At 62.4% G+C, this 21,613-nt stretch carries 18 protein-coding genes; 6 read left to right on the top strand and 12 right to left on the bottom strand.

Annotation, left to right across the window (positions count from 1 at the left end; all coding sequences use genetic code 11):
• Positions 1-302 precede the first annotated feature (302 nt).
• Together AC57B1_RS25985 and AC57B1_RS25980 are read right to left on the bottom strand one after the other, a co-directional pair.
• The gene (locus AC57B1_RS25985) at positions 303-1,022 is read right to left on the bottom strand and encodes a GntR family transcriptional regulator (RefSeq protein ID WP_496419097.1); all 720 of its coding nucleotides are present in this window, start codon (positions 1,020-1,022) and stop codon (positions 303-305) included.
• Positions 1,000-1,221, bottom strand: a complete 222-nt coding sequence (locus tag AC57B1_RS25980) for a hypothetical protein (protein ID WP_408347887.1) — start codon at positions 1,219-1,221, stop codon at positions 1,000-1,002. Before AC57B1_RS25980 ends, AC57B1_RS25985 begins: the two co-directional genes overlap by 23 nt.
• A gap of 360 nt (positions 1,222-1,581) precedes the next feature.
• Between AC57B1_RS25980 and shiA the strand changes: the two genes are divergently transcribed.
• From shiA to AC57B1_RS25965, 3 genes are all read left to right on the top strand, one after another.
• A complete protein-coding gene (gene shiA, locus AC57B1_RS25975; protein WP_408347884.1) occupies positions 1,582-2,904 on the top strand; it encodes a shikimate transporter in 1,323 nt (440 codons plus the stop codon).
• A 351-nt stretch (positions 2,905-3,255) separates the two neighbouring features.
• On the top strand, positions 3,256-4,659 hold the full coding sequence (locus AC57B1_RS25970; protein WP_496419096.1) for an L-lactate MFS transporter: 1,404 nt from the start codon (positions 3,256-3,258) through the stop codon (positions 4,657-4,659).
• A 10-nt stretch (positions 4,660-4,669) separates the two neighbouring features.
• Complete coding sequence (locus AC57B1_RS25965) at positions 4,670-4,798, top strand: MFS transporter small subunit (RefSeq protein ID WP_091802982.1); 129 nt, start codon at positions 4,670-4,672, stop codon at positions 4,796-4,798.
• A gap of 111 nt (positions 4,799-4,909) precedes the next feature.
• Here AC57B1_RS25965 and AC57B1_RS25960 read toward each other — a convergent pair whose 3' ends face one another.
• From AC57B1_RS25960 to AC57B1_RS25945, 4 genes are all read right to left on the bottom strand, one after another.
• The gene (locus AC57B1_RS25960) at positions 4,910-8,656 is read right to left on the bottom strand and encodes a YadA-like family protein (RefSeq protein ID WP_496419095.1); all 3,747 of its coding nucleotides are present in this window, start codon (positions 8,654-8,656) and stop codon (positions 4,910-4,912) included.
• A 430-nt stretch (positions 8,657-9,086) separates the two neighbouring features.
• Positions 9,087-10,307, bottom strand: coding sequence for a sensor histidine kinase (locus AC57B1_RS25955; RefSeq protein ID WP_408347878.1), 1,221 nt, complete (start codon positions 10,305-10,307; stop codon positions 9,087-9,089).
• A gap of 250 nt (positions 10,308-10,557) precedes the next feature.
• On the bottom strand, positions 10,558-10,983 hold the full coding sequence (locus AC57B1_RS25950) for a DUF3830 family protein (protein WP_408299536.1): 426 nt from the start codon (positions 10,981-10,983) through the stop codon (positions 10,558-10,560).
• Positions 10,984-11,469: 486 nt separating this feature from the next.
• Positions 11,470-12,393, bottom strand: coding sequence for a helix-turn-helix domain-containing protein (locus tag AC57B1_RS25945; RefSeq protein WP_496419094.1), 924 nt, complete (start codon positions 12,391-12,393; stop codon positions 11,470-11,472).
• 181 nt (positions 12,394-12,574) lie between these two features.
• Here AC57B1_RS25945 and AC57B1_RS25940 point away from each other — a divergent pair, with 181 nt between their 5' ends.
• The gene (locus AC57B1_RS25940; RefSeq protein ID WP_408347869.1) at positions 12,575-13,576 is read left to right on the top strand and encodes a helix-turn-helix transcriptional regulator; all 1,002 of its coding nucleotides are present in this window, start codon (positions 12,575-12,577) and stop codon (positions 13,574-13,576) included.
• A 66-nt stretch (positions 13,577-13,642) separates the two neighbouring features.
• On the opposite strand, the gene AC57B1_RS25935 is transcribed toward AC57B1_RS25940, so the two are convergent.
• From AC57B1_RS25935 to AC57B1_RS25925, 3 genes are all read right to left on the bottom strand, one after another.
• The gene (locus AC57B1_RS25935) at positions 13,643-14,404 is read right to left on the bottom strand and encodes an ABC transporter permease (protein ID WP_091802995.1); all 762 of its coding nucleotides are present in this window, start codon (positions 14,402-14,404) and stop codon (positions 13,643-13,645) included.
• A complete protein-coding gene (locus AC57B1_RS25930; protein ID WP_091802997.1) occupies positions 14,401-15,327 on the bottom strand; it encodes an ABC transporter ATP-binding protein in 927 nt (308 codons plus the stop codon). Before AC57B1_RS25930 ends, AC57B1_RS25935 begins: the two co-directional genes overlap by 4 nt.
• Positions 15,328-15,479: 152 nt before the next feature.
• Entirely contained in the window at positions 15,480-15,977 is a 498-nt protein-coding gene (locus tag AC57B1_RS25925; protein WP_408347863.1) for a response regulator, read from the bottom strand.
• Positions 15,978-16,392: 415 nt separating this feature from the next.
• On the opposite strand from AC57B1_RS25925, the gene AC57B1_RS25920 reads away from it, so the two are divergent.
• On the top strand, positions 16,393-16,794 hold the full coding sequence (locus AC57B1_RS25920; protein ID WP_408347860.1) for a hypothetical protein: 402 nt from the start codon (positions 16,393-16,395) through the stop codon (positions 16,792-16,794).
• A gap of 176 nt (positions 16,795-16,970) precedes the next feature.
• Here the strand turns inward: AC57B1_RS25920 and AC57B1_RS25915 are convergent, their stop codons facing one another.
• The 3 genes from AC57B1_RS25915 to AC57B1_RS25905 all read right to left on the bottom strand — a co-directional run bounded on the left by AC57B1_RS25915 (position 16,971) and on the right by AC57B1_RS25905 (position 20,091).
• On the bottom strand, positions 16,971-18,641 hold the full coding sequence (locus AC57B1_RS25915; RefSeq protein WP_408355152.1) for a tannase/feruloyl esterase family alpha/beta hydrolase: 1,671 nt from the start codon (positions 18,639-18,641) through the stop codon (positions 16,971-16,973).
• On the bottom strand, positions 18,638-19,771 hold the full coding sequence (locus tag AC57B1_RS25910; protein ID WP_408355155.1) for an OpgC domain-containing protein: 1,134 nt from the start codon (positions 19,769-19,771) through the stop codon (positions 18,638-18,640). The genes AC57B1_RS25915 and AC57B1_RS25910 overlap by 4 nt, the downstream gene beginning before the upstream one ends.
• 119 nt (positions 19,772-19,890) lie before the next feature.
• Positions 19,891-20,091 carry a hypothetical protein gene (locus AC57B1_RS25905; RefSeq protein ID WP_496419093.1) on the bottom strand — a complete coding sequence of 67 codons (201 nt, stop codon included), beginning with the start codon at positions 20,089-20,091 and terminating at the stop codon, positions 19,891-19,893.
• Positions 20,092-20,323: 232 nt separating this feature from the next.
• Between AC57B1_RS25905 and AC57B1_RS25900 the strand changes: the two genes are divergently transcribed.
• Positions 20,324-21,499: an acyltransferase family protein gene (locus tag AC57B1_RS25900; RefSeq protein ID WP_496419092.1), complete on the top strand. Its 1,176-nt coding sequence runs from the start codon at positions 20,324-20,326 to the stop codon at positions 21,497-21,499.
• Positions 21,500-21,613 lie beyond the last annotated feature (114 nt).

Raw genomic sequence — 21,613 nt, 5'->3', positions numbered from 1 at the left:
TCAAGCTTGATTTCGGGATGCTGCCTCGGTGCGATTTCTCCTCTGTAGGCTTACTCAGACTGGCGCTGCGCAGAGAAACGGCAAACTTGCAGGTGCAAAGTCGAGGGAAAACACCGACGTCCTCGCTCCGCTCGGCTCGTTTGATATATCACATACCATATTTTTAAGACCGTCAAGCGAGGTTTATCCCGCACCTCGACGGCCTGACGGCATTTCGGTCTGGCGGGAAACAAAAAAGCCCGCGGTGTTTCCACCGCGGGCTCCCTATCCAGCCTGCCAATCAAACGCCGCCCAAGCAGCCGTTAATCCAGAAAATCGCAATTCGCCTCGACGAACGCGGCGAGATCCAACGAATGCTGCCGCGTGAGGCGCTCGGCCAGTTCGGTATCTCGCTGCTCCAGCGCCTCGATGATGCGCAGATGATCGACGATCGAACGCGATGCGCGGTCGCTCTGCGAAATGGTCATGCGGCGGATCGCCCGCACGTGGATGAAGATGTTCTTGATCGTGTCGAGAATGATCTGCGACTTGGACAACTCGACGATCGCCTGATGAAACGCGATATTGGCATCCGAGTACTCAGCGATGTGCTCGGCCGGCGTCGCGTCGCGGAAGTTGTCGAACATGTGGCGCAGCCGGGCAATTTCCTCGTCCGTGGCGTGCAGCGTGGCAAGACGCGCCGCCATGCTTTCGAGCGCCGCCCACATCTGGATCATTTCGACGATTTCACGCTTGCTCTTGCGCACGATATAAATGCCGCGCCGCGGCACCATACGCAAAAACCCTTCCTGCTCGAGCAGCGTCATGGCCTCGCGCACCGGCGTGCGGCTGACGCCGAGCGACTCGCTCAGCACGCGCTCGTCGAGCCGGATTTCTTCCCGGCTCTGATAGATGTCAGCGTCGGCAATCGCCTGGCGCAGCATGGCATACGCCTGATCGCGCAAGCTCGCGCTCGCGCCGATGGGCTGCAATGACAACGTGAGCGGTATGGCCACTGCTTCAGCTTGAAGTTCTGACGACATTCATCGCCTCTTGTTGAACATGCGCACGGTACGGCGCCGGCATTGCTGCGCCGCGTTGCTCGCCCAAACCCACGAAGCGGCCATGTTGCGCTGCAAGCTGCGCAACCGGTTGAGGAACCCAGCGGGTCAACAGAACAGTGGCCGCAGCGCCCAAACCCACAACGGAAACGGCAAGCAGCGAAAGAGGAACAAATTCCATTTGTAACTCCGAATGATTGAGTGAAGGAATGACTCAATCATATGCTGCAATGCCGCAAAAATCAATATTCCGTATGTAGTATATCAGTAACTGTTGTTTTTGAGATTGAATCCTCAAGGTAGCACGGCCTGCCTTCAGACGCTTCATCGCAGCGTCTGAAGGGGCGGGTGCTCGGTGTAAACGCGCAAAACGCGCGCTATTCGCGCACAGATGTACGATAATCGCGCATTATTGGTCAGATGTGGATTGTGGGATCGCCTTCGCATCATTAATCTTCGGGCATCCTGCAATCGATCGCGAACCGCCACGCTACCCTGCGGGCAAGCGATTCCAGCAGCCAGAGAGTTTCGAGGAGACACTATGACGAGCACCACCATCCCGACGGCCGCCATGGCCGACAACCGCAAGGCGCGCAGCCAGGCTCGCAAGGCGGCGCTCGGCAGCTTCGTCGGCGCCGTGGTCGACTGGTATGACTTCCTGTTGTATGGCATCGTCGCCGCGCTCGTTTTCAATGCCGAGTTTTTCCCCAAGGTCAGCCCGGCGATGGGCACGCTCGCCGCGTTCGCCACTTTCGGCGTCGGCTTTCTGTTCCGTCCACTCGGCGGCTTCGTGTTCGGCCACTTCGGCGACCGGCTCGGACGCAAGCGCATGCTCGTGCTCACGGTCATGATGATGGGCCTGTCGACCGCTGCGATCGGCCTGCTGCCGTCTTTCGCCAGCATCGGCTGGTTGGCGCCGGTGCTCCTCGTAACGTTGCGCGCGATCCAGGGCTTCGCGGTGGGCGGCGAATGGGGCGGCGCGGCGCTGATGGCGGTCGAAAGCGCGCCGGAAAAGAAGAAAGCGTTCTATAGCAGCGGCGTGCAGGTCGGGTACGGTGTGGGCCTCGTGCTCTCGACCGGATTGGTCGCGCTGATCAGCCGTTCGATGGATAACGCGTCGTTCCTGAGCTGGGGCTGGCGCCTGCCCTTCCTGTTCAGCGTGGTGCTGGTGCTGATCGCGCTATGGATCCGCTCGAGCATGGAAGAGTCGAAGGAGTTCGTCGAGAAAGTCGGCAAGCATGGTGAACGCAGCGTGCGCCTGCCGATTGTCGAAGCATTGCTGCGGCATCCGAAGGCGTTTCTGCTGATCATCGCGCTGCGTCTTGCCGAGTTGTTCACGATGTACATCGTGACCGCATTCGCGCTGAACTACTCGACGGCAAATCTGCACATGCCGCGCGAATTCTTCCTGACCATCGGTCTGCTGGTCGGCGCGCTGAGCTGCGTGACGATCCCGTGCTTCGCCGCGCTGGCGGATCGTTTCGGCCGCCGCCGCGTTTATATCGTCGGCGCGGTGATCGGCATGCTGAGCGCGGTGCCGTTCTTCCTCGCGCTCGAAGCGCGCTCGACGCTGTGGATCGTGGTCTTCGCCGTCATGCTTGCCAACGTCGCGCATGACATGGTGGTGAGCGTGCAGCAGCCCATGTTCACCGAACTGTTCGGCACCGAGTATCGCTACAGCGGCGCGGGTGTGGGCTATCAGGTGGCGAGCGTGGTCGGCGGCGGCTTCACGCCGTTCATTGCGGTCGCGCTGGTGAGCTTTGCCGGTGGCTCGTGGCATCCCGTGGCCGCTTATCTGGCTATCGGCTGCCTGATCTCGGTACTCGTGGCGGCCAAAATGAAAACTGGGCGCACCATCGCCTGAATGCGGTAACGCTGCCAAAGCGGGCCGGCGTGGCGAAAGATGCCACTGCCGGCCCGTTTCGTTTGGAGTATCCGGTAGTTTGTCCCGCCCTTTTGCGCCGCGGCGCCGCAATTCGACAGATTACGGTCGCGTTTCACCAGGCAAACACCTTATGTCTTTGCGTCTCATATTGCAAAGGCCATGCTCGCCGCCTATCGTTCGACGATGCGATTTTTGTCGCGGATTTCGGCACGTCATATGCAATTCAAATACATATATTGACGGCTCCGAATTCGTGGACTTTACGCCGCGGCGCCTAAAGCAAAGTGTACGAGGCGCCGATAACAACTAATTCGTCACCGGAGACCGACCATGAGCAGCATCACCGAGCCGAGCGGCAATTCAGGCTCTGCCCCGTTCTTTTCCAAACAGGCCACCGTTGCGAAACCCGGCTTTTCGCGTTGGATGGTCCCGCCCGCGGCACTCGCCGTCCATCTCTGTATTGGCCAGGCGTATGCGTTCTCCGTGTTCAATGGTCCGCTGACCAAAGTCATCGGCATCACGCAATCCAGTGCGGACGACTGGTCGCTGACCTCCCTCGGCTGGATCTTTTCGCTGGCGATCGTGTTCCTCGGTTTGTCGGCGGCCTTTGCCGGCAAGTGGCTCGAACGCGTCGGCCCGCGCCGCACGATGTTTACCGCCGCATGCTGCTTCGGCGGCGGCTTCCTCGTCTCCTCGCTCGGCGTGTATCTGCATCAGATCGTCCTGCTCTACCTCGGCTACGGCGTGATCGGCGGAATCGGGCTGGGACTTGGTTATGTGTCGCCGGTGTCCACGCTGATCCGCTGGTTCCCGGACCGCCGCGGGATGGCGACGGGCATGGCGATCATGGGCTTCGGCGGCGGCGCGATGATCGCCGCGCCGTTGTCCGTGGCGTTGATGAACCACTTCCGCAGCGCCACCAGCATCGGTGTGGCCGAGACGTTCGTCGTGCTCGGCATCGCGTACTTCATCTCGATGACGATCGGCGCACTGGCGATCCGCGTGCCGCCGGCGGGCTGGAAACCGGCCGGCTGGACGCCGGCCGCGACGAGTCAGAACAAGATGATCTCGCGTAACCACGTGCATATCGACCAGGCGCTGAAGACGCCGCAGTTCTATCTGATCTGGCTCGTGCTGTTCCTGAACGTGACGGCCGGCATCGGCATTCTCGGCCAGGCTTCGGTGATGATTCAGGAAAGCTTCAAAAACACGGTGACGGCGGCCGCGGCGGCCGGCTTCGTGGGTCTTCTGTCGCTGTTCAATATGGGTGGCCGGTTTGTCTGGGCGTCGGCGTCCGACTGGATCGGCCGCAAGAACACGTACTTCATCTTCTTCGCGCTCGGCGCGGTGCTGTACTACCTCGTGCCGGGTTTCGCCGCATCCGGTCAGATCGCCCTCTTCGTGCTCGCCTACTGCGTGATCCTGACAATGTACGGTGGCGGCTTCGCCACCGTGCCGGCCTATCTCGCCGACATGTTCGGCACGGCGTTCGTCGGCGGCATTCACGGGCGTCTGCTGACGGCGTGGGCTGCGGCGGGTGTCGCAGGTCCTGTGCTGGTGAACTACATTCGCGCCTATGAAGTCGCGCACGGCGTCGCCAAGGCGGACGCCTACACGATGACCGTTCATATCATGGCCGTGCTGCTGGTGGTCGGCTTCGTCTGCAACCTGCTGGTCAAGCGTGTGGACGACAAGCACCACATGACCGACGCTCAACTCGCCAAAGGCGCATAAGGAGATTCCCATGTCGACCGTTCAAGCAGTGAATCAGACCAGCAAGGTCAAACTCGCCGTGTTCTGGCTTTATGTGACCCTTCCGCTGGCATGGGGCGTGGTCAATACGCTCTCGCAGGCGATGAAGCTGTTCCAGTAACGGCCTGTCGTTCAGCACCCCGCGCGTTCAGACGGCGGGGTGCGCGCCGCGAGCCTGGCTCGCGGCCTGTCTACCGGCGCATTTCGAACGCGCCGATCTCCCGCCTTCGCTCTACCACTGATATGCCGCACCGGCCGTGACTGCGGTCGTGGCGGAACTGATGCCCGCGCCGAGCTTCACCTTCAGACTCTGCGTGACGCGCGCCGACAGCCCCACGGCCACCGCCTGATACCCCTTGTAACCGGCCGTGCCGACTCCGATTGCGAGGTTCTTGCTGGAATCGACTTCAGGAATCGAGGTCAACGCCAGCGCCGAGGCCGTGCCGGAGTAGGCACTGCGCGCCATGTCGCTCAAGCCGCCCTGGAACTGCTGCATATTCACCGCATCCGTGGGCGCCTGGCCCGGTGCGACGTTGGTGATGCGGCGCTCACTGCCGGATGAGCCCACGGAAACCGTGTTCGTCACGTCGGCCACCGAACCCTCGCCGATCGCCACCGAGTTCGGCGCCGACGCTTTGGCGCCGCCGCCGATCGCCACAGACCCGTTGCCGATCGCCTGCGCCGCATTGCCGGCGCTGTTCACGGAGACATAGGGAGTGCCGGTAGTCTGATTGTTCCGCACGGACTGAACCAACTGGTTCAGCGTGCTCACATCCTGGTTGGTATTCCAGAGCTGCGCACCGGTCACGGCGTCAGTGCTGGTGGCCGATAGATTGGCGTCCTTCAGATTGGTCAGCTGTACCTTCGGCGCACTGGCCGCCGTGCCGCCGAGCGTGATCCTGTCGTGCGCCGAACCGTCGTACTGCACCGCATTCGCGACCGCCCCGTTGAGGTTGCCGATGGTAGTTTGCAAACCGGCGATATCGCTGCTGTTTTGGGTGACGCGGCCATCCAGGTTGGTAATCGCGCTGCCGACGTTGTTCACTACCTTGCCGCCCACGCTATACGAAGGCGCCGTTACCGAACCGTCCGCGTTGACCGACGCTCCACCGCCCAGCGCCACTGCCGTGCTCGCCGCCTGCGCATACAGTTGCGCGCCATTCACCGCGTCGCTGCTCGTCGAACTGACCGATCCTCGCGCCACGCCTGTGACGACCCGATTACCCGCCGTGCCGGCCATGTTGATCAGATTGCCGTTCGTCGTCGCGCCCACTTTGATATCGCGCGACACCGGATCCTGCGTGACCATGCCGATGCCGCCGTTTTCCATGTTCTGCTGCAACGTGCTGAGACCATTGTCGAGCGAGCCGAGCGCGTCGCCGACCGTGGTTTGCGTGCCGCCTTGCATGTGATAGCTGGGGCCGGTCAGCGAACCGTCGGCGTTGATCTGCGCGCCGCCGCCCAATGCGGCCACCATCGGCTTGAACTGGCCGAGATTGACCGCGGATGCGTCCGTGGTGCCCGCCGCGATCCCGGTCAGCTCGCGCGCGCCGCCGGTGCCGGTGAAATCGACGCGCGCGCCGTCCGTACCTTTTGCCACGGTGAGATTGCGCGACGCCTGATCCTGCTGAACGAGCCCGATCTCGCCGTTCGTGATCTGGTTCGTGATGTTGGTCACGTCGCCTTCGATCGTGGTGGTGCGCTGGTCGAGATGGCTGATGTTCGTCGTGTTCGCGGTGACGCGCTGGTCGAGGCTGCTGATGTTCGTCGTGTTATCCGTCACGCGCTGGTCGAGGTTCGTGATGCTGACGCTGTTCTGCGCGACGGCCTGATTGGTGGCGAACAGTTGCGCGCCGTTGACGGCGTCCGAACTGCCGGCATCGAGATTAGCGGCGCGCACGTTGGTGAGCCGAACCGGCGCGACGCCCTTGCCCAACGTGATGATGTCGTGTGCCGCCGAATCGTACTGAACGGAATCGGCGCCTGCCTGAACACTGGTCGTGACGGCGGCCGCGAGCGCGGCCCCCACGTCGCTGTAGGTGCTTCCGCCGATGCTGTAAGCCGGCCTCTTGAGCGAGCCGTCCGGATTGACGGTCGACCCGCCGCCCAGCGCGGCCGCCGTATTAGCGGTGTTCGCATAAAGTTGCGCGCCATTGACCGTGTCGCTGCTGGCCGCGCCAACCGCACCAGCCGCCACGCCGGTGATCACGCGATTTCCCGCCGAACCCGCCACGCTGACCCGCGTGCCGGTCGTGGACGCGCCGATCAGAATGTCGTGGGATGCGGCATTCTGCGTGACGAGGCCGACCGTGCCGCCGCTGATCTGCGACTGCAGCGACGACAGCCCCGTGTCGAGCGAACTCAGCGCGCTGCCGACCGTGGTCTGCGTGCCCGCTTGCACGTGATACGTGGGACCGGCCACCGAACCGTTCGCGTTCACCGTTGCGCCGCCGCCAAGCGACGCCACGACCGGACTGAGCTGCGCCAGATTCACCGCTGAGCCCGCGGTCGTACCCGCCGCCACGCCAACCATCTCGCGCGCCCCCGTCAATCCGGTGAAGTCGACGTGCTTGCCGTCCGTGCTCTTCGCCACGGACAGGTCGCGCGAGACAGCGTCTTGCTGAAGCAGCCCCGCCTTGCCGTTACTAATGTTCGTGATGTTGCTGGAGATGTTGGTGATGTCAGTCGTGTTTTGCGCGACCGCCTGATTGGTGCCATAGAGTTGCGCGCCGGTCACGGCGTCCGAACTGGCGGCGCTCAAGGTGCCGGCCGCGACGTTGGTGAGCTTGACCGGCGTGACTTTGTTGCCGAGCGTCGCAACGTCATGCGCCGGGGTGTCGTAGCGCAGCGCGTCGGCACCGCCGGCGGCGCTATTTGTCACCACCGCCGCGAGGGCCGCGCCCACGTCGTGGTAGGTCGTCCCGCCGACGGTGTACGCGGGCGCGACCACCGCGCCGTTCGGATCGACTTGCGCGCCGCCGCCGAGCGCTTCGGCTACGCCTGAGAGCTGACCGACGTTGGCCGCGTCGGTGGGCCGCGTACCGGCCGCGACATAGGTGATCTGACGGCCTTGCGTAATGCTGCCCACCGAGACGACATTGGCGCGGTCGGCAATCGAATCGGCGCCGAGCGCGACCGAGCCCTTGGCGCTCGCCGACGCGTTTGAGCCAATCACGATCGAACTCGTCGAGGACGGGTTGATGAAGGCGTTGTAGCCAATGGCCACGGACCCGCTCGACACGGCGCTCGCGAAGGAGCCGAGCGCTATCGTATTCATGGCGCCTGCGCGGGAGTTGTAACCCACCGCTACCGAGTTATTGGAAAGAGCGCCCACGATGGCCGACGCACCGACAGCGGTCGAATTCACCGAAGCGACGCCCGCCGCCGAGCCGACCGCGGTCGAAGCGTCGGAACCGGCAATCGAGGCCGAACCGACGGCCAATGCGTTGAAGCCGGTTGCAGCGGCCGTTGGGCCGATCGCCATGGCGTTCAGGTCGGTCGACGCACTGGTGCGCGCGCCCAGAACGACGTTCGGACTCACGGCGATATAGTCGGTCACCGGTGTAGGCACGCTCGCCCCGAGCAAGCCGGTCCGGTTCGAACTGGCAAGGGATGCCGCCGACGATGGCGCCGACGATGGCGCCGACGCCGCGTCGAGTGCCGGATTGCCGGTGAACACGCTCGCATTCGTGATTGCGGCCACCATGTCCGCAGGCTTCGCCGCGTCGTCTTTGTCCGGCACGGCGACGCCGGCCGCCAGCGCCTGCGCGACGCTCAGACAGTTCTGTTCCGATGACTCGCACTCGCCGGCCGCTGCGGGTTGCGAAAACGCCAACGCACTCAGCAGCCCCGCACTCGCGGCCACCAGCGACCCGCATACCGACACCCCTCTTGCACCACGGCTTTTCGTCACCTCCGACGCGGCTGCGTATGTGCGGGTCGTTGCATTCCAGACGGTCTTATAAGATTTGTTCAACATACCTCCCACTCTTCTTATAGAAGAATCAAACAATAGTTTTTTCTTATGTGATCCTAACTATTTAGCCAGAACCAATAGAAACTTAAGATGGCATCGCGCTTCGCCTCGCCGCAAAGCCACGGGACACAAATATACCTTGCAAAGCTATTTTTTAGCTTATATTAGAAAAACGACCTAGCCGATTTAAGACGCAAAATGCCAAAAGTCTTAAATAGTGCAGACTATTTTTAGTCTTTTCTAAGACGCAATTTCAGATTGTCTGAAAACAGCGCTGTGGATAAATGCGAATCGCGGCTAGCCGGCTTTCACGCGGGCGAATATCGACGAAAATCAGTCTACGCTCGGCGACTGAACGAAAGTCATACAAGAGAACCACATTGGAAGAAGCAAGAACTGATACAGCGAAGCACGCCGTATCCCGATTGGCCTGTCAGCCACCCGTCGCCTGCAAGCGCATCGGAAAGGTGATCTCGAAAATGGTCCCCTTGCCTTCATGAGAGTCGAAACGAATCTCGCCCTCCAGCACCCGGCACAATTCCTTGACGATCGCGAGACCCAGACCGGCGCCGGGAATGTCGTCGGCGGCGGCGCGCTCGAATTCCTTGAACACGCGCTCCCGGTCCGATGCCTCGATGCCCACGCCCGTGTCCGACACGCGCAGGCGCCAGCGGTCGTCCTGCGCGGCCGTCATGCTGAATTCGATCAGGCCCGCCTTGGTATATTTGGTCGCGTTGGTTAGCAGGTTCAGCGCAACCTGCTTGAGTTTGAGGCGGTTGGACACGACCACCTGCAAGGCGCCGTCGAAGGCCGTCTGAAGCCGCAGCCCTTTCGCTTCGATCGCGGGTTCGCACGAGATCACCAGTTCGTCGAACAACTCGCGCAGCGCAAAGCTCTCCACCACGAGCGGACTGTTATCGCCGAGCACGACTGAATATTCGACCAGTTCGTCTACCAGCGTTTTCATGTCGGCGGCCTGACGGTTCGCGAGCGCGAGCGCGGTGTCGACGCGGGACGGCGCGCGGCTGATCAGTTGAAGCGCCATCGAAAACACGTTGAGAAAGTTGCGCAGATCGTGCACGACGCTGCGCGTGATCTGCATGCGTGACTCGTACAGATCGCCGACCAGCCGCTGCTTGAGCGTCAACTCGTGATTGGCGCGCTCGAGGCGCCCGGTGTAGTCGTCGATTTTCCGGTCGCGCTCGCTGACGACCTCGCGAATCGAGGTCAGCGTGACGAAGCTGACGGCTTCATCGACGAAATACCGCGCCCGCTCCTCGTGACGCCGCGTGAAATACGGCCGGGACTCGCTGAATTCGACGATCGCACCGGTCAGCATCTGCCGGAACAGATCGAGTTCGCGCACCAGTTCGTCGATCCGGTAGCCCTGCTTCCAGCGCAATTTGCCGTGCAGGCGCGCGTCGCGCTCGATCGCGCCTTCAGCGTGGTCGAGATCCTGGCGCTCCAGCACGCTGCAGATTTCCTCGAGGATGTTCGGGATGTGATCGGCCAGTTGCTCGTAGGTCAGCCGGTCGGATTCGGTCAATTCGGCGTCGTGAAAGACGGCCTTCATCCAACGTTCGGTCAGATCGACCTGTTGCAGACGCAACTGTGCGGCAAGAGCGGTCAGCGGCAGTACGTGCGAGTCCGTCATGTGGGAGACCTGGCGCCGCGTGGCGGCGAAAATAGGTGTTCCGCGCCACCGCCAGGAGGACTTCCTCGGCATATCCAACGCGACCGCAGGGACTGCGCAACCGCGCTCAGGAGGCACAGGGGGAGCGCTTCGCAAGCCGCCCGGACGCCTCCAGTATGCGCGATTTACGGAACAAAAATTAACCAGGGTTAGGACGCGTCTGCACTAGTGCCCCAACGCAAGTCGCCTTGCGGGACACCGCACCGCCGCGTCAGATCTTTTCGAACAGTACGTCCTGCGCGCCTTCCCACAACACCTTGGTGCCGAGCTCGCGCAGTTTTTCCTTGCCTTCGACAATGGTCAGGAAGTGATTGCCCGCGAGCTGGCCCATCTTGCTCGCGAAGCAGCACGACCCGTACGCGAGAATGATCTCGGTCTCGCTGTAGCCGCCGGGGTAGAACAGAATGTCGCCGACCGACGGATGGCTCGTGTGATTCTCGAAGCCGACCGCCACGCCGTCGTTCTCGAGCTTGAAGTCGCCGAGCGGCACCCAGCAGCCTTCGCCGCTCCAGCGCACGTGGATGATCTTCTGGCGGTACGGCAGAAGCTTCAGGAAGGCGGCCACGGTATGCGGCGCGTCCGGATGGGTTTCAGCGGTAAAGACATGGCCGCAGGAGGTGATTCGGAGTCGGGTCATCGCCAGTTGTCCAGTGTGACGGGTTGAATGGAATGGTCGGTCAGACGCGAGGCACAGGCCAGGCCGCAGGCGCACCATTCTGTCGTCCGGTGCAAGGCTTCGACAGATACAGTTGACATTTTGCCGGTCAGGCCAGTTGGACCAGTGCGACGAGCTTGTTCAATTCGTGGCCGCCGCGCCTTGACGGCATAGCCGTGCCAGGTCGAACCGCAAGTCCGCCACGAAAGTTCGTAGTTTGCAAGCCGCGCAATGCGCAGCACACTGCGCAAGGTGCGTGATTCCCCCAAGGCGGCCCGTCGCATTGTCCCTCGCAGCGATCCAAGTCGGTTCGACTTCGGTGACAGTACGACAGACAGTACGGCAGCGCGTCTGGCGGCGAAAGCGGCGACGCTTAGCGAACCCTCGTCCGGCTAGCTTGAACCCTCTGCCGCCGTCTCGCCACTGCCTGCTGACCAGCCGGCCACTTCCGGTCGCGCAATCCGTACTTCAGTCACGCAGCCGGTAAGCGAGCGGCGTCACGCCGTAGTCACGCTTGAACTGCACGGAGAAATGACTGGCATTCTCGAAACCAACCGCAATCGCAATCTGCAGCACGGTGTGATCGGTCGCACGCAACAGCCGCGCCGCCTCTTCGAGCCGCAGTCGCGATACGAACTGATGCGGCGCCTCGCCGGTCTCGCGGCGAAACACGCGCGCAAAATGAAAGCTGCTTAATCCCGCCTGGGCAGCCAGTTCGCTGATCGACAGATCCCCGGCCAGATTGGCGCGGATGTAGTCGGTCACACGGCGAATCCGGCGCGGCACGAGGCGTTCCGGGTGCGCCGGCAATCCGGTCTGCGATCCAGACAACGTTGAGCGGCCGCGTGAATAATGCTGCAACAGGTGCGCGGCAAGCGCGTGGACCAGCGCATCGACATACAGACGCGAGTCGGCCGGATCCGCCGCGGCGCGATGCAATGCGGCAAGCATCGCGGCAACCAGCGGATCACGAAACTGCATCGCGTCGCCGAGCGACAGCTCGCGGGAGCCGCCAAGCTCCATCTGATCGGCGACGCTGTCGATCAGGCTGCGCTCGATGTGCAAATGGACGGTCGACAGCGGCTCATCGCTGATCGAGCGCCAGCGCCACGAGATCGGCGCGGGCGGCACGAACCAGACGTCGCCCACCCGCAGATCGGCGCTCTCCCAGCGCCCGTTCAGGTTGCGCTCGAGGTGCTCGGCGCCGCTCGCGAGTGTCATCAGCGTGAGGTCTTGCAAGCCGGGCGCTTCCAGCAGTTCCTGCTCGGCCGGTTCGAGATACGAGCGCAGCACGAGGTGGCGCCACGGGCGATCCACGCTCGAGACCAGTTTCTCGCCCGCCATGTAGCGATCGTAGGCAAGCGTCGTAGTCAGCTTTGGAATTCGTGCCATCACGTCCATTCCCAGGGAGGTGCATATGAAGAGTGAACCCTGCCATACCCGTGTTGCCAGTCCGCTATCAGAGCAAGAACTCAAAAATGATAGCAAGGAACCGGCTACCGTAATTTTTGGAAATAGCTAATCATTCAGGTTGTCGTCTTTCACGCGTTTCGAACGCCGGAGCTACCGTTTAATGGAACACGAATGCGATACGCTGCCGCACTGGCTGACCGGCTCGCCGCAAGGTGAAGCCGGGCACGCGCCGGCAGCTTACAACTCGGCGGTTGCCGCACAACCGGCCTACCCGGCCGGCACGCGGCAATCCGAGAAATCAGCCCACGCGGCTGAAGCATCCAGGGCACCTAACCGCACCGCAACAGGCATCGCGCCCACAGGCTTTCTCACGCTCTTCACCGAGGAGGAAATCGGCACGCCCTCACCCGCCGCCCGCCGCGCCGCGCCGGTCATCAGTCCGCTGGTGCGCTTTGGCAGCGCGCAGGACCGCATCGAGTTCGTGCGGCAGCGCATCAGGCAACTCGGCTTCGACTCGTTCAGCTATTCGGCCACGCGCACGTCGGCGCATCACAAGACGATGTTCGTGCTGACCAGCTACGAGTCGCAGAGTTGGCTCACGCGCTACTTCCGCGAGCGTTATTTCGAACTCGACCCGCGCGTCGCACTCGCCTCGCCGACCGGCCTGCCGTTTCTCTGGAATACGGCGGACATGCGCGCCGATCTGCCGCGTGCGCAAATGCGCAGCGAACGGCTCGGCGGGCTGATCGACCTGCTGGAGGCGAGCGGGCGCAAAAGCGGGATTCTCACGCAGATGCCGCTGCCCGAGCCGGAGCTGAGCGCGAGCTTGTGCTTCAACTCGGAGATCGGCAATCCGCGCTGGATGACCGAATCGATCGTGGCCGAAACGTTGATGTTCGCGCACACGATCCACGAATTCATCTGGACGCACGCGAAAAGTGTGATCGGCATCGCGCCCGCGCAGCAGCAGCGCGTCACGCTGAGCGAATTGCAGCATGCGGTGCTGCGGGCGGTCGTGCAGGGTCAGCGGGACAAGGAGATCGCCTATTTCCTCGGGCTGTCGCCGCATAACGTCGATTACCACCTGCGCCGTCTGCGGCAGTTGTTCAACGTGCGCAACCGCGTGCAGTTGATCAATGTCGCGCAGGGTTATGTGACGTAGAAGGCAGGCAGGAAAAGCGCGCCGTGGCCGGCATGCCCGCAGGGGTGCCGGCTCGCGTGCGCCCTGCTAGCTCTTGAGCCGATATCCCGTCTTGAAGATCCACGCAACGATCAGCAGAAACACCGCCAGAAACAACGCGGTCATGGCGAGACTCACTTCGACATTCACGTCGGCGAGACCATAGAAGCTCCAGCGGAATCCGCTCACCAGATAGACGATCGGATTGAACAGCGTCACGACCTTCCAGAACGGCGGCAGCATATTGACCGCGTAGAAGCTCCCGCCGAGAAAAGTGAGCGGCGTGATGATCAGGAGCGGCACGAGTTGCAGCTTCTCGAAGCTATCCGCCCAGATGCCGATGATAAAACCGAGCAGACTGAACGTAACCGCCGTAAGCACGAGAAACAGGATCATCCAGAACGGATGCTGCACCTGTAGCGGCACGAACAGCCCGGCTGTAGCGAGAATGATCAGCCCGAGCAGAATCGATTTGGTGGCCGCCGCACCCACGTAGCTCACCACGATTTCCAGATACGACACCGGCGCCGACAACAATTCGTAGATCGTGCCGGTAAAGCGCGGAAAGTAAATTCCGAACGAAGCATTCGAAATGCTTTGCGACAGCAGCGACAGCATGATCAAACCCGGCACGATGAACGCGCCGTAACTGATCCCGTCCACTTCCTTGATGCGCGAGCCGATCGCCGCGCCGAACACGACAAAATAAAGCGAAGTCGAAATCACCGGCGCGATGATGCTCTGCATCAGCGTGCGCCAGGTGCGCGCCATCTCGAACTTGTAGATCGCGCGAATGGCGTAGAGATTCATTGGTCACCTCGGAGCAGACTGACGAAAATGTCTTCGAGCGAACTTTGCGTGGTGTGCAGGTCCTTGAAGCGAATGCCGGCGTCGTCCAGCGCCTTGAGCAGCGCGATGATGTCGGTGCGCCCGCCCTCGCCCTCATATGTGTAGATCAGCTCGTTGCCGCCCTTCGCGACGTCGAGCCCATAGCCGGCGAGCGAGTCCGGCACTTGCGCGAGCGGGCTCTCCAGTTGCAGCGTCAACTGCTTTTTGCCGAGTTTGCGCATCAACTCCGTTTTCTCTTCGACCAGCATGATTTCGCCGCCGCTGATCACGCCAATGCGGTCGGCCATTTCCTCGGCCTCGTCGATATAGTGGGTGGTCAGAATGATCGTCACGCCGCTCGCCGCGAGCGAGCGCACCAGCTTCCACATGTCGCGGCGCAACTCCACGTCCACGCCGGCAGTCGGTTCGTCGAGGAACAGCACGCGCGGCTCGTGCGAAAGCGCCTTGGCGATCAGCACCCGGCGTTTCATGCCGCCCGAGAGCGTGATGATCTTGCTATCGCGCTTTTCCCACAACGACAGGTCGCGCAACACCTTTTCGATGTACGCCGGGTTTTTCGGCTTGCCGAACAGTCCACGGCTGAACGAGACGGTCGCCCAGACGGTTTCGAAGGAGTCGGTGGTCAGCTCCTGCGGCACGAGGCCGATCAGCGAGCGCGCGCCCCGATAGTCGGTCGCGATATCGCGGCCGTCCACCGTCACGCTGCCAACGCTCGCGTTGACGATCCCGCAGATGATGCTGATCAGGGTTGTTTTGCCGGCACCGTTCGGGCCGAGCAAAGCGAAGATTTCCCCGCGGTTGATCGCGAGATTGATGTTTTTAAGCGCATGAAAACCGGTCGCATAGGTTTTCGACAGGTTCGTGACCGAGACGATTGGCTGCATGGAATCGACGATGGCAGACACCGTTGTTTAATTAGAGGGAGCGGTGTTAAAGCGCCACCGCACCCGCAATGTAATGGAAAGTGCGAAAGCGTGCAGCGCAGTGCAGCGCCGCACCGGAAATACGTAGGGTCGAGACGGGGAAGGATGTGCGCCTAGCGCTGTCCGCCGGGGAAGCGGCTGGTAATCACACGCTGAATTTCTTCGCACGACACCGGCTTGACCAGATGGTGGTCGAAGCCCGCCTCACGCGAACGCTGGCGGTCGGCCGCCTGCCCATAGCCCGTCACGGCGATCAGCAGCGCATTGGCGGTGGACGCGCGCTTGCGCATCTCCTCGGCGAGCTGAAGCCCGTCCATGCCGGGCAGGCCGAGATCGAGCAGCACGATCTCGGGTTCGAACTGCGCCGCAAGCTCGAGCGCATGATTGGCCTCGTGCGCGACCCGCACGTCGTAGCCGTCCACCTCGAACAGCATCGACATCGCCGTGGCGGCGTCCACGCTGTCGTCCACCAGCAGCAGACGCAGCGCCGGCCGCTCGCTGGAGACAGGCGAGACGGTAGCCGCGACGATGCCGGCACCGTTGTCGCGCAGCGTGTTCTGCTCGTCGTCCTGACCTGGCGGGACGAGAGGCGTTGCACCTGGCGTTTCCATGCGGCGTCCTTAATCGTTTTTGCGCGGACAGCGTGATTTGCCGGCCCGCGTTTTTACTGGTGGTTGTGGTGCTGCCGATCAGGCGCCTCGGACTCTAACACGCGTCATCTGCCTTCACAATCCTGCGATTGCCGTTCGCCGTCAACCTCCGCCGAAGGCGCAAGCATCGGCCGCTTTTACTGGACACAGCGCCCTCGCCGCGCGATTCAAGGTAACTATTCCCATTGCTTTGGATACCTACCTTTTCATCATTCGGGGCATCGATCCGGGAACGGCCCATGCTCGAATTTCTGCATGCTGCCGTGCCGTTCGCGCTAAAGCGAGCTCCCTCGAGCGAGGCACACCGCTTGCGGCAGTCCATGCATGTGAGCGACAAGCGCTTGCGTGACATCAAACTGACTTTATGGAGGTCAACATGAAACACGTTACCAAGATGGTTTTTGCTTCGGCGCTCGTAATGGCATTGTCTGGCGGAGCTTACGCACAGGCGGGCGGAGCCGGCGGTACGGGCGGTGGAGGCACCGGCGTAGGTGCCGGCGGCGGCACTGCGGGTGGCGCGGGCGGGACCGCAACGCCCGGTGTCGGCAATGGATCGATGAAGAGCCCGAGCGATTCGGGCTACGGCACGCCTGGCGTGACGGGCACCGGCGGCGGGATGGGCACGGGTACTGGCGCGTCACCGAATAGCCCGTCGATGAACCGTTCCAATAGCGGCATGAACAAAGGCATGAACAACGGTATGAGCAACGGCACCCGGAGCGGTACCGGCAATGGCATGAACAATGGGGCGGGCGGCACGATGCAAAACGGCCAGTAATACGTTACGGCCCGTGTATGCATTGAGTTGCTGAGTTCGATGTGGGGCGGCGGCGCCGATGCGAGGCGCCGCCGCCCTTCTCTTTGCGAAAGCGGAATCACCCGCTCATGCAGCGGGCTCGCTGCGCACGCTCCCCGGCCTTTCAATTTCCGCGGCGTTTTTTGCAAGACATCCGCTCACGGCTCGACACATACGAAACTGCTGGCCAGATTCACATTGCCCTTGCCGACATAACGCGGAAACAGCGGATAGCGGCACAGCGGACGCGAGCGTCCATTGGTCGCCGCCGCGATATCGGTTGCCGTCAGCGTTTCAGGTGATGCCCCGCGCGTCACCCAGTTATCGAGCGCGCCCAGCAGATCGACGGAAGGAATGAATACGCCGCTGCCGTGCTGGAATCCTGGCACCATGTACAAGCGCATAAAATTGTTGACCTGGTCGATGCCGAAACGATCGACCAGGGTGTCATAGTAGCGAATGGTCTGATTCGGGCTGATGACTTCGTCGGCGAGGCCTTGCAGCGTAATGAGCTTGCCGCCGCGAGCAATATAGCGCGAGAGGTCGGGATTCATCGCGCCGATCGTCTGCGACAACGCGACCAGTTGCGCGCGGTATTTGCCAGGATGTTGCGGGTCGAACCTGAGCGAGTCGAAGCCGGCATCGCGCGCGACGAAATAGCGGATATAGCCGTCGCCCTGCGCGAACAGGTAGCCGTTGGCAAAGAATGTCGGCACCGGCAAGCGCTCCGGCTGATGCGCAAGGCCGAGCAGTCCGCTCAGATGCGTGCCCTGAAAAATGTTGTAGCCGCTATAGCCGTTCACGTCCCAAGCCAGACGGTAGGGCAACGACAGCCCGTCGCGCATGACGAGCAAGGTGGAAAGTTGCGTGTCGGTGAGGCAGTCATCGTGCGACGGCGCACGCCCGGCGCAGCGCAGCGAGTCGATGATTTGCGCTTCGCGCTCCCGGCATGCGGCAACGTCGCTGACAATCCCGTCCGCCGCGCCGTCGAGTGCGTCACACGCGGCGAGCGAGCGTTGATAGACGTGTTCGAGCAGCAACGGTGGAATGAAGCCGCCCGGCGTGCTGTATTCCGCCTGGCCGAGTTTCACGCCGAGCAGACGCACGCCGGAAAAATTGAGCGCGGGCGAATTGGCGATCACGCCGTCGTAATCGTCGGGAAAGCGCTGCATCACGGTGTAGCCTTCGCGGCCGCCGGTCGAGCCGCCGGCGAAATACATCCGTTGCGGCGGCCGGCCATAAGCGCGTGCAATCAGCGCAAGCGCGGCATCGTGCGTCTTCTTCAGATGCGCAAAGCCGAAGTTCGTAACGGCCTCATCGACGAGGCCAAACACCGCAACCGACGAATCGCCCACATGTCCGGAGTCGTCGCCGAAGGTTGCGTAGCCTTGCGCGAGCGGCGCGCGGTTCGGCGAAAACGGCATCACGCCGGTGCCGCTCACCACGACGCCGTTATAACCGCCGCCTCCGATCTGCAGCGCGCGGCCATTCCAGCGGCGCGGAAGATTCAGATCGAAACGGATGTCGGGGGTGGTGGCTTTGACACCCTTGATACGGCCGGTGATACGGCAATACTCGCCGCCCTGCTGATTGCCCGGCGCGGTGGCGCTGACCATCGCCGCGCTTTCGATCTGCACACCCGCGCTCGGCATCGCAATGAGTTCGGGTGGCAGAACCGCGCCCGCGAATTCCGCGCAGCGCATGGCGAGCGGCGCTTCCTTCGGCGCGGCACACGCCTCGTGAGCGGCGAGCCCCAGCAGCGCGCCGACAATCTGAATCGCCGCGCGCCAATCGCGCGTGACACGCACAGAGGCCCAGCGCGACCTCATCCGCAACCCGCGCCGTTGGCGGCCGCGCGAGCCTGCTGCCCTTTCCAGCCGCTCCAGCCGCGCGCGATCATCAGCACGGCGCCGATGGCGACGAGATCGCCGCCCAATCCGATCAGCACGCCGCGAAAGCCATGGAATGTATGCGGCGTGGCCGTATCGACGATCAGGGACACCAGTGTGCCCGCAACGAAACACACCAGCCCCGTGCGGCCGACCGTGACCACGGCGGGCAGCCGCCGGGCGAGCCACGCGATGCTGCCCATGCGCACGAACTGCGCGGCGAGCCAGGCAATGACGATAAAGTTGATCACGCGATCAGGAGAAAGATTCTGTTTAAACGTGCCGGGCAAAGGTTGCGTCAGCACGAAGAGTTTGACGATAGCGAATGTCAGCGCCGCCACCACCGCGCCCCGCGTGCACCAACGGGCGGTGCGGGTCGCATGAAAGCGCTCGCTGACGGGCTGCACCCGGCAAAGAATCCCGAGCACGAACATCAGTTGCCACGCAAACGGATTAAAAGCCCAGTCGGCCACGTCGTCAATGCTGAATAACGCGGCCAGCGGCCGCGCGAGCGCCCAGATCGCCACGCTCAAGCCCAGCGCCATGAGCGACGAACGGCGGGCCAGCGGCACCGCGAACGGCACACATATCGCAAAGATCACATACATGGGCAGCACGCTCGACAGATAAGGCTGGCGCCGCAGCAGCATGATATCGAGCGCCTCGCGCAGCGGCTGGAGCGCGAAAGGCGCCCAGCCGGTGAGGTCGACCATGGGACGGTTCAGGTTCAGCGTCGCGAGCACGGCACCGGACAGCAGCGTCAGCACAGCCGTCAACAGATAGGCGCGGTAGATTTCCCAGCAGCGCCGCACAAAGCGCATCTTCGCCGCGCTCTCGCCGCGGCCCGCGAGCACGGCCGTATAAGCTGCCGCCGACGCATAGCCGCCGAGAAACACGAACACTTCCGCCGAATCGCACAGCGCATAAGCGTGCAGCATCAGATGAGAGAGTGTGCTGCCAGGAATGTGGTCCAACACGATGACGATCAGCACGACGCCGCGGAAGAAATCCACTTCGATCGAACGTCCCCCGGGAGGGCTTCCTCCGGAGTGGCCGCGACGGGTTTCCATTCAGGTTCTCGCAAGATGGGCGCACGCAGGCGGTACGCCGTTTTTCGTAGGAACACCATGACAATAAAACGTTCCTGCCGGCGCCGCAGAGTAGATCGGCGCGCGCTGACAAGACGCCTTTAATTTCGAATCGCATAGCGGCAATCTGAAATTCGGCTGTCGGCATGCGGTAATACTGAGTCGTCAAGTATTCGGTTTGCGGCAAGATTTGCGGTTTTAAATCGCTGGGCGCGAATGCGATCGGTAATGGAAGCAGAAAATAAATCGCTGAATGCGATGCGCGATTTTTTTCGCTTTTTTTCATCGTAGGATGGTTTCATGCACGCCCGTCGGACATCGCGCGCTTTGAGCGATGCCACCATTCGACGGCGGCCACTCATGTGGACCGGACACGCGCTCAGCCGATCCGCGATCGGCAGGCGCGTTGCGCGTCATTGCGACGCCTTCTCTTCGCCGCGGCCGACCTTAGCGTCGGTGGAGCGCTCCGGTCCTTCCATTACCGCCCAGAACGGCCGCGCCACGCGCGCCACCTTCGCACTGGAAGACGACCACATGAACACTAGAATTGCCGGCTTCGACGGACTGCGTGCGATCGCGGTCCTGATGGTCTTTTTTCAACACCGACTGTTCGGCGATATCGGCGAAATCGGCCATCTCGGCGTATGGATCTTTTTCGCGCTGAGCGGATTTCTGATCATCGGCATTCTGTCCGCGCAACGCACGCGCATTGAAACCGGCGTTAGTCGATTCGGCGCTGAATTGAAGCGCTTTCTATTTCGCCGGACCCTGCGCATTTTTCCGATTTATTACCTGATGCTGCTGGTGATGTGCGCCCTGATGGCGTTCGGCATGGCGAGTCCCGAACTCGCGAGCGGCATGCCGTTTCATTTCGCTTATCTGTCGAACATCTGGATCGGCTCCGTGCTGCACTATTGGCCGGGACGCTACTCGCATTTGTGGAGCCTCGCGATCGAGGAGCAGTTTTACCTCGTATTCGCACCGCTATTGCTGCTGCTTGCCGTTAGACGGCATCTCGCGGCGTGCCTCGTGATCGTCGCGGCCGGGCTCGTTTCGCTCGTGGCGATGCGCGCGGCACATTGGCAGGACATTACCATCTATACGCACCCACTGACGAACTTCTGGCTTCTGGCCCTGGGTGGGATCGGCGGCCTGATGATCGCGCGAAAAGAAAGCCGGCTGCGGGCATGGCTCGGGCACGGCGCGACGCTCTTCGCATTGAGCTTGGGGCTAGTGGCTTTCTGCGCGAGCGAGCCGAGCTGGAACCAGGTGGGCAACCCCGTGCTGTTCACCCTGATCAGCGCCGCGTACGGCCTGTGCATCGCGGCGCTGGTGTGTTCGATTGCGTGCTGCCGCAATGCGGTCGTTATCGGCCTGCTCGAAGCGAACTGGCTGGTGAGCTTCGGGAGAATCAGCTACGGCTTCTACCTCTATCACAACCTGATCCCCGACCTGACTCGCAACCATCACGCCGAGGCGCTCTTCGGCGGCACGGTGCCCTTGTGGGCGCATGTTGCAGGCATCGCTGGATCGTTTGCAATCTCGCTCGCCTTGGCCGTTCTGTCCTGGCGGCTGATCGAAGAGCCGATCCTGCGTTTGAAGACATCGCGCGCACCGGCATCGGCGCACACGCCGCCTGCCTCGCCGTCCCGTCATGAGCGAGTCGAGCGTTCCTTGACGGATGACCGCGCCGCGTCGGATGCGGCCTGAGGCCGCCGTGCCTTGCGTTTCGCCTGCCTGCCAAGGCCGTGAGGGCGCCGACAGCAAGCGGCTCGCTCACCTCAAACTGGCTGTGGTACGCGTATTGCTGCACATGGTGGAGTA

The sequence above is a fragment of the Paraburkholderia sp. BGA-UO-ETr-F21 genome (assembly GCF_059567925.1).
This window is presented reverse-complemented; position numbering and strand designations above follow the sequence as displayed.

Bases quoted from the DNA above. Each gene is read 5' to 3' on its own strand.
- AC57B1_RS25960 (WP_496419095.1), bottom strand. From the start codon at position 8,656: ATGTTGAACAAATCTTATAAGACCGTCTGGAATGCAACGACCCGCACA.
- AC57B1_RS25910 (WP_408355155.1), bottom strand. From the start codon at position 19,771: ATGGAAACCCGTCGCGGCCACTCCGGAGGAAGCCCTCCCGGGGGACGT.
- AC57B1_RS25900 (WP_496419092.1), top strand. From the start codon at position 20,324: ATGAACACTAGAATTGCCGGCTTCGACGGACTGCGTGCGATCGCGGTC.
- AC57B1_RS25970 (WP_496419096.1), top strand. From the start codon at position 3,256: ATGAGCAGCATCACCGAGCCGAGCGGCAATTCAGGCTCTGCCCCGTTC.
- AC57B1_RS25980 (WP_408347887.1), bottom strand. From the start codon at position 1,221: ATGGAATTTGTTCCTCTTTCGCTGCTTGCCGTTTCCGTTGTGGGTTTG.
- AC57B1_RS25950 (WP_408299536.1), bottom strand. From the start codon at position 10,983: ATGACCCGACTCCGAATCACCTCCTGCGGCCATGTCTTTACCGCTGAA.
- shiA (WP_408347884.1), top strand. From the start codon at position 1,582: ATGACGAGCACCACCATCCCGACGGCCGCCATGGCCGACAACCGCAAG.
- AC57B1_RS25935 (WP_091802995.1), bottom strand. From the start codon at position 14,404: ATGAATCTCTACGCCATTCGCGCGATCTACAAGTTCGAGATGGCGCGC.
- AC57B1_RS25920 (WP_408347860.1), top strand. From the start codon at position 16,393: ATGAAACACGTTACCAAGATGGTTTTTGCTTCGGCGCTCGTAATGGCA.
- AC57B1_RS25925 (WP_408347863.1), bottom strand. From the start codon at position 15,977: ATGGAAACGCCAGGTGCAACGCCTCTCGTCCCGCCAGGTCAGGACGAC.
- AC57B1_RS25985 (WP_496419097.1), bottom strand. From the start codon at position 1,022: ATGTCGTCAGAACTTCAAGCTGAAGCAGTGGCCATACCGCTCACGTTG.
- AC57B1_RS25940 (WP_408347869.1), top strand. From the start codon at position 12,575: ATGGAACACGAATGCGATACGCTGCCGCACTGGCTGACCGGCTCGCCG.
- AC57B1_RS25955 (WP_408347878.1), bottom strand. From the start codon at position 10,307: ATGACGGACTCGCACGTACTGCCGCTGACCGCTCTTGCCGCACAGTTG.
- AC57B1_RS25915 (WP_408355152.1), bottom strand. From the start codon at position 18,641: ATGAGGTCGCGCTGGGCCTCTGTGCGTGTCACGCGCGATTGGCGCGCG.
- AC57B1_RS25905 (WP_496419093.1), bottom strand. From the start codon at position 20,091: ATGAAACCATCCTACGATGAAAAAAAGCGAAAAAAATCGCGCATCGCA.
- AC57B1_RS25930 (WP_091802997.1), bottom strand. From the start codon at position 15,327: ATGCAGCCAATCGTCTCGGTCACGAACCTGTCGAAAACCTATGCGACC.
- AC57B1_RS25965 (WP_091802982.1), top strand. From the start codon at position 4,670: ATGTCGACCGTTCAAGCAGTGAATCAGACCAGCAAGGTCAAACTCGCC.
- AC57B1_RS25945 (WP_496419094.1), bottom strand. From the start codon at position 12,393: ATGGCACGAATTCCAAAGCTGACTACGACGCTTGCCTACGATCGCTAC.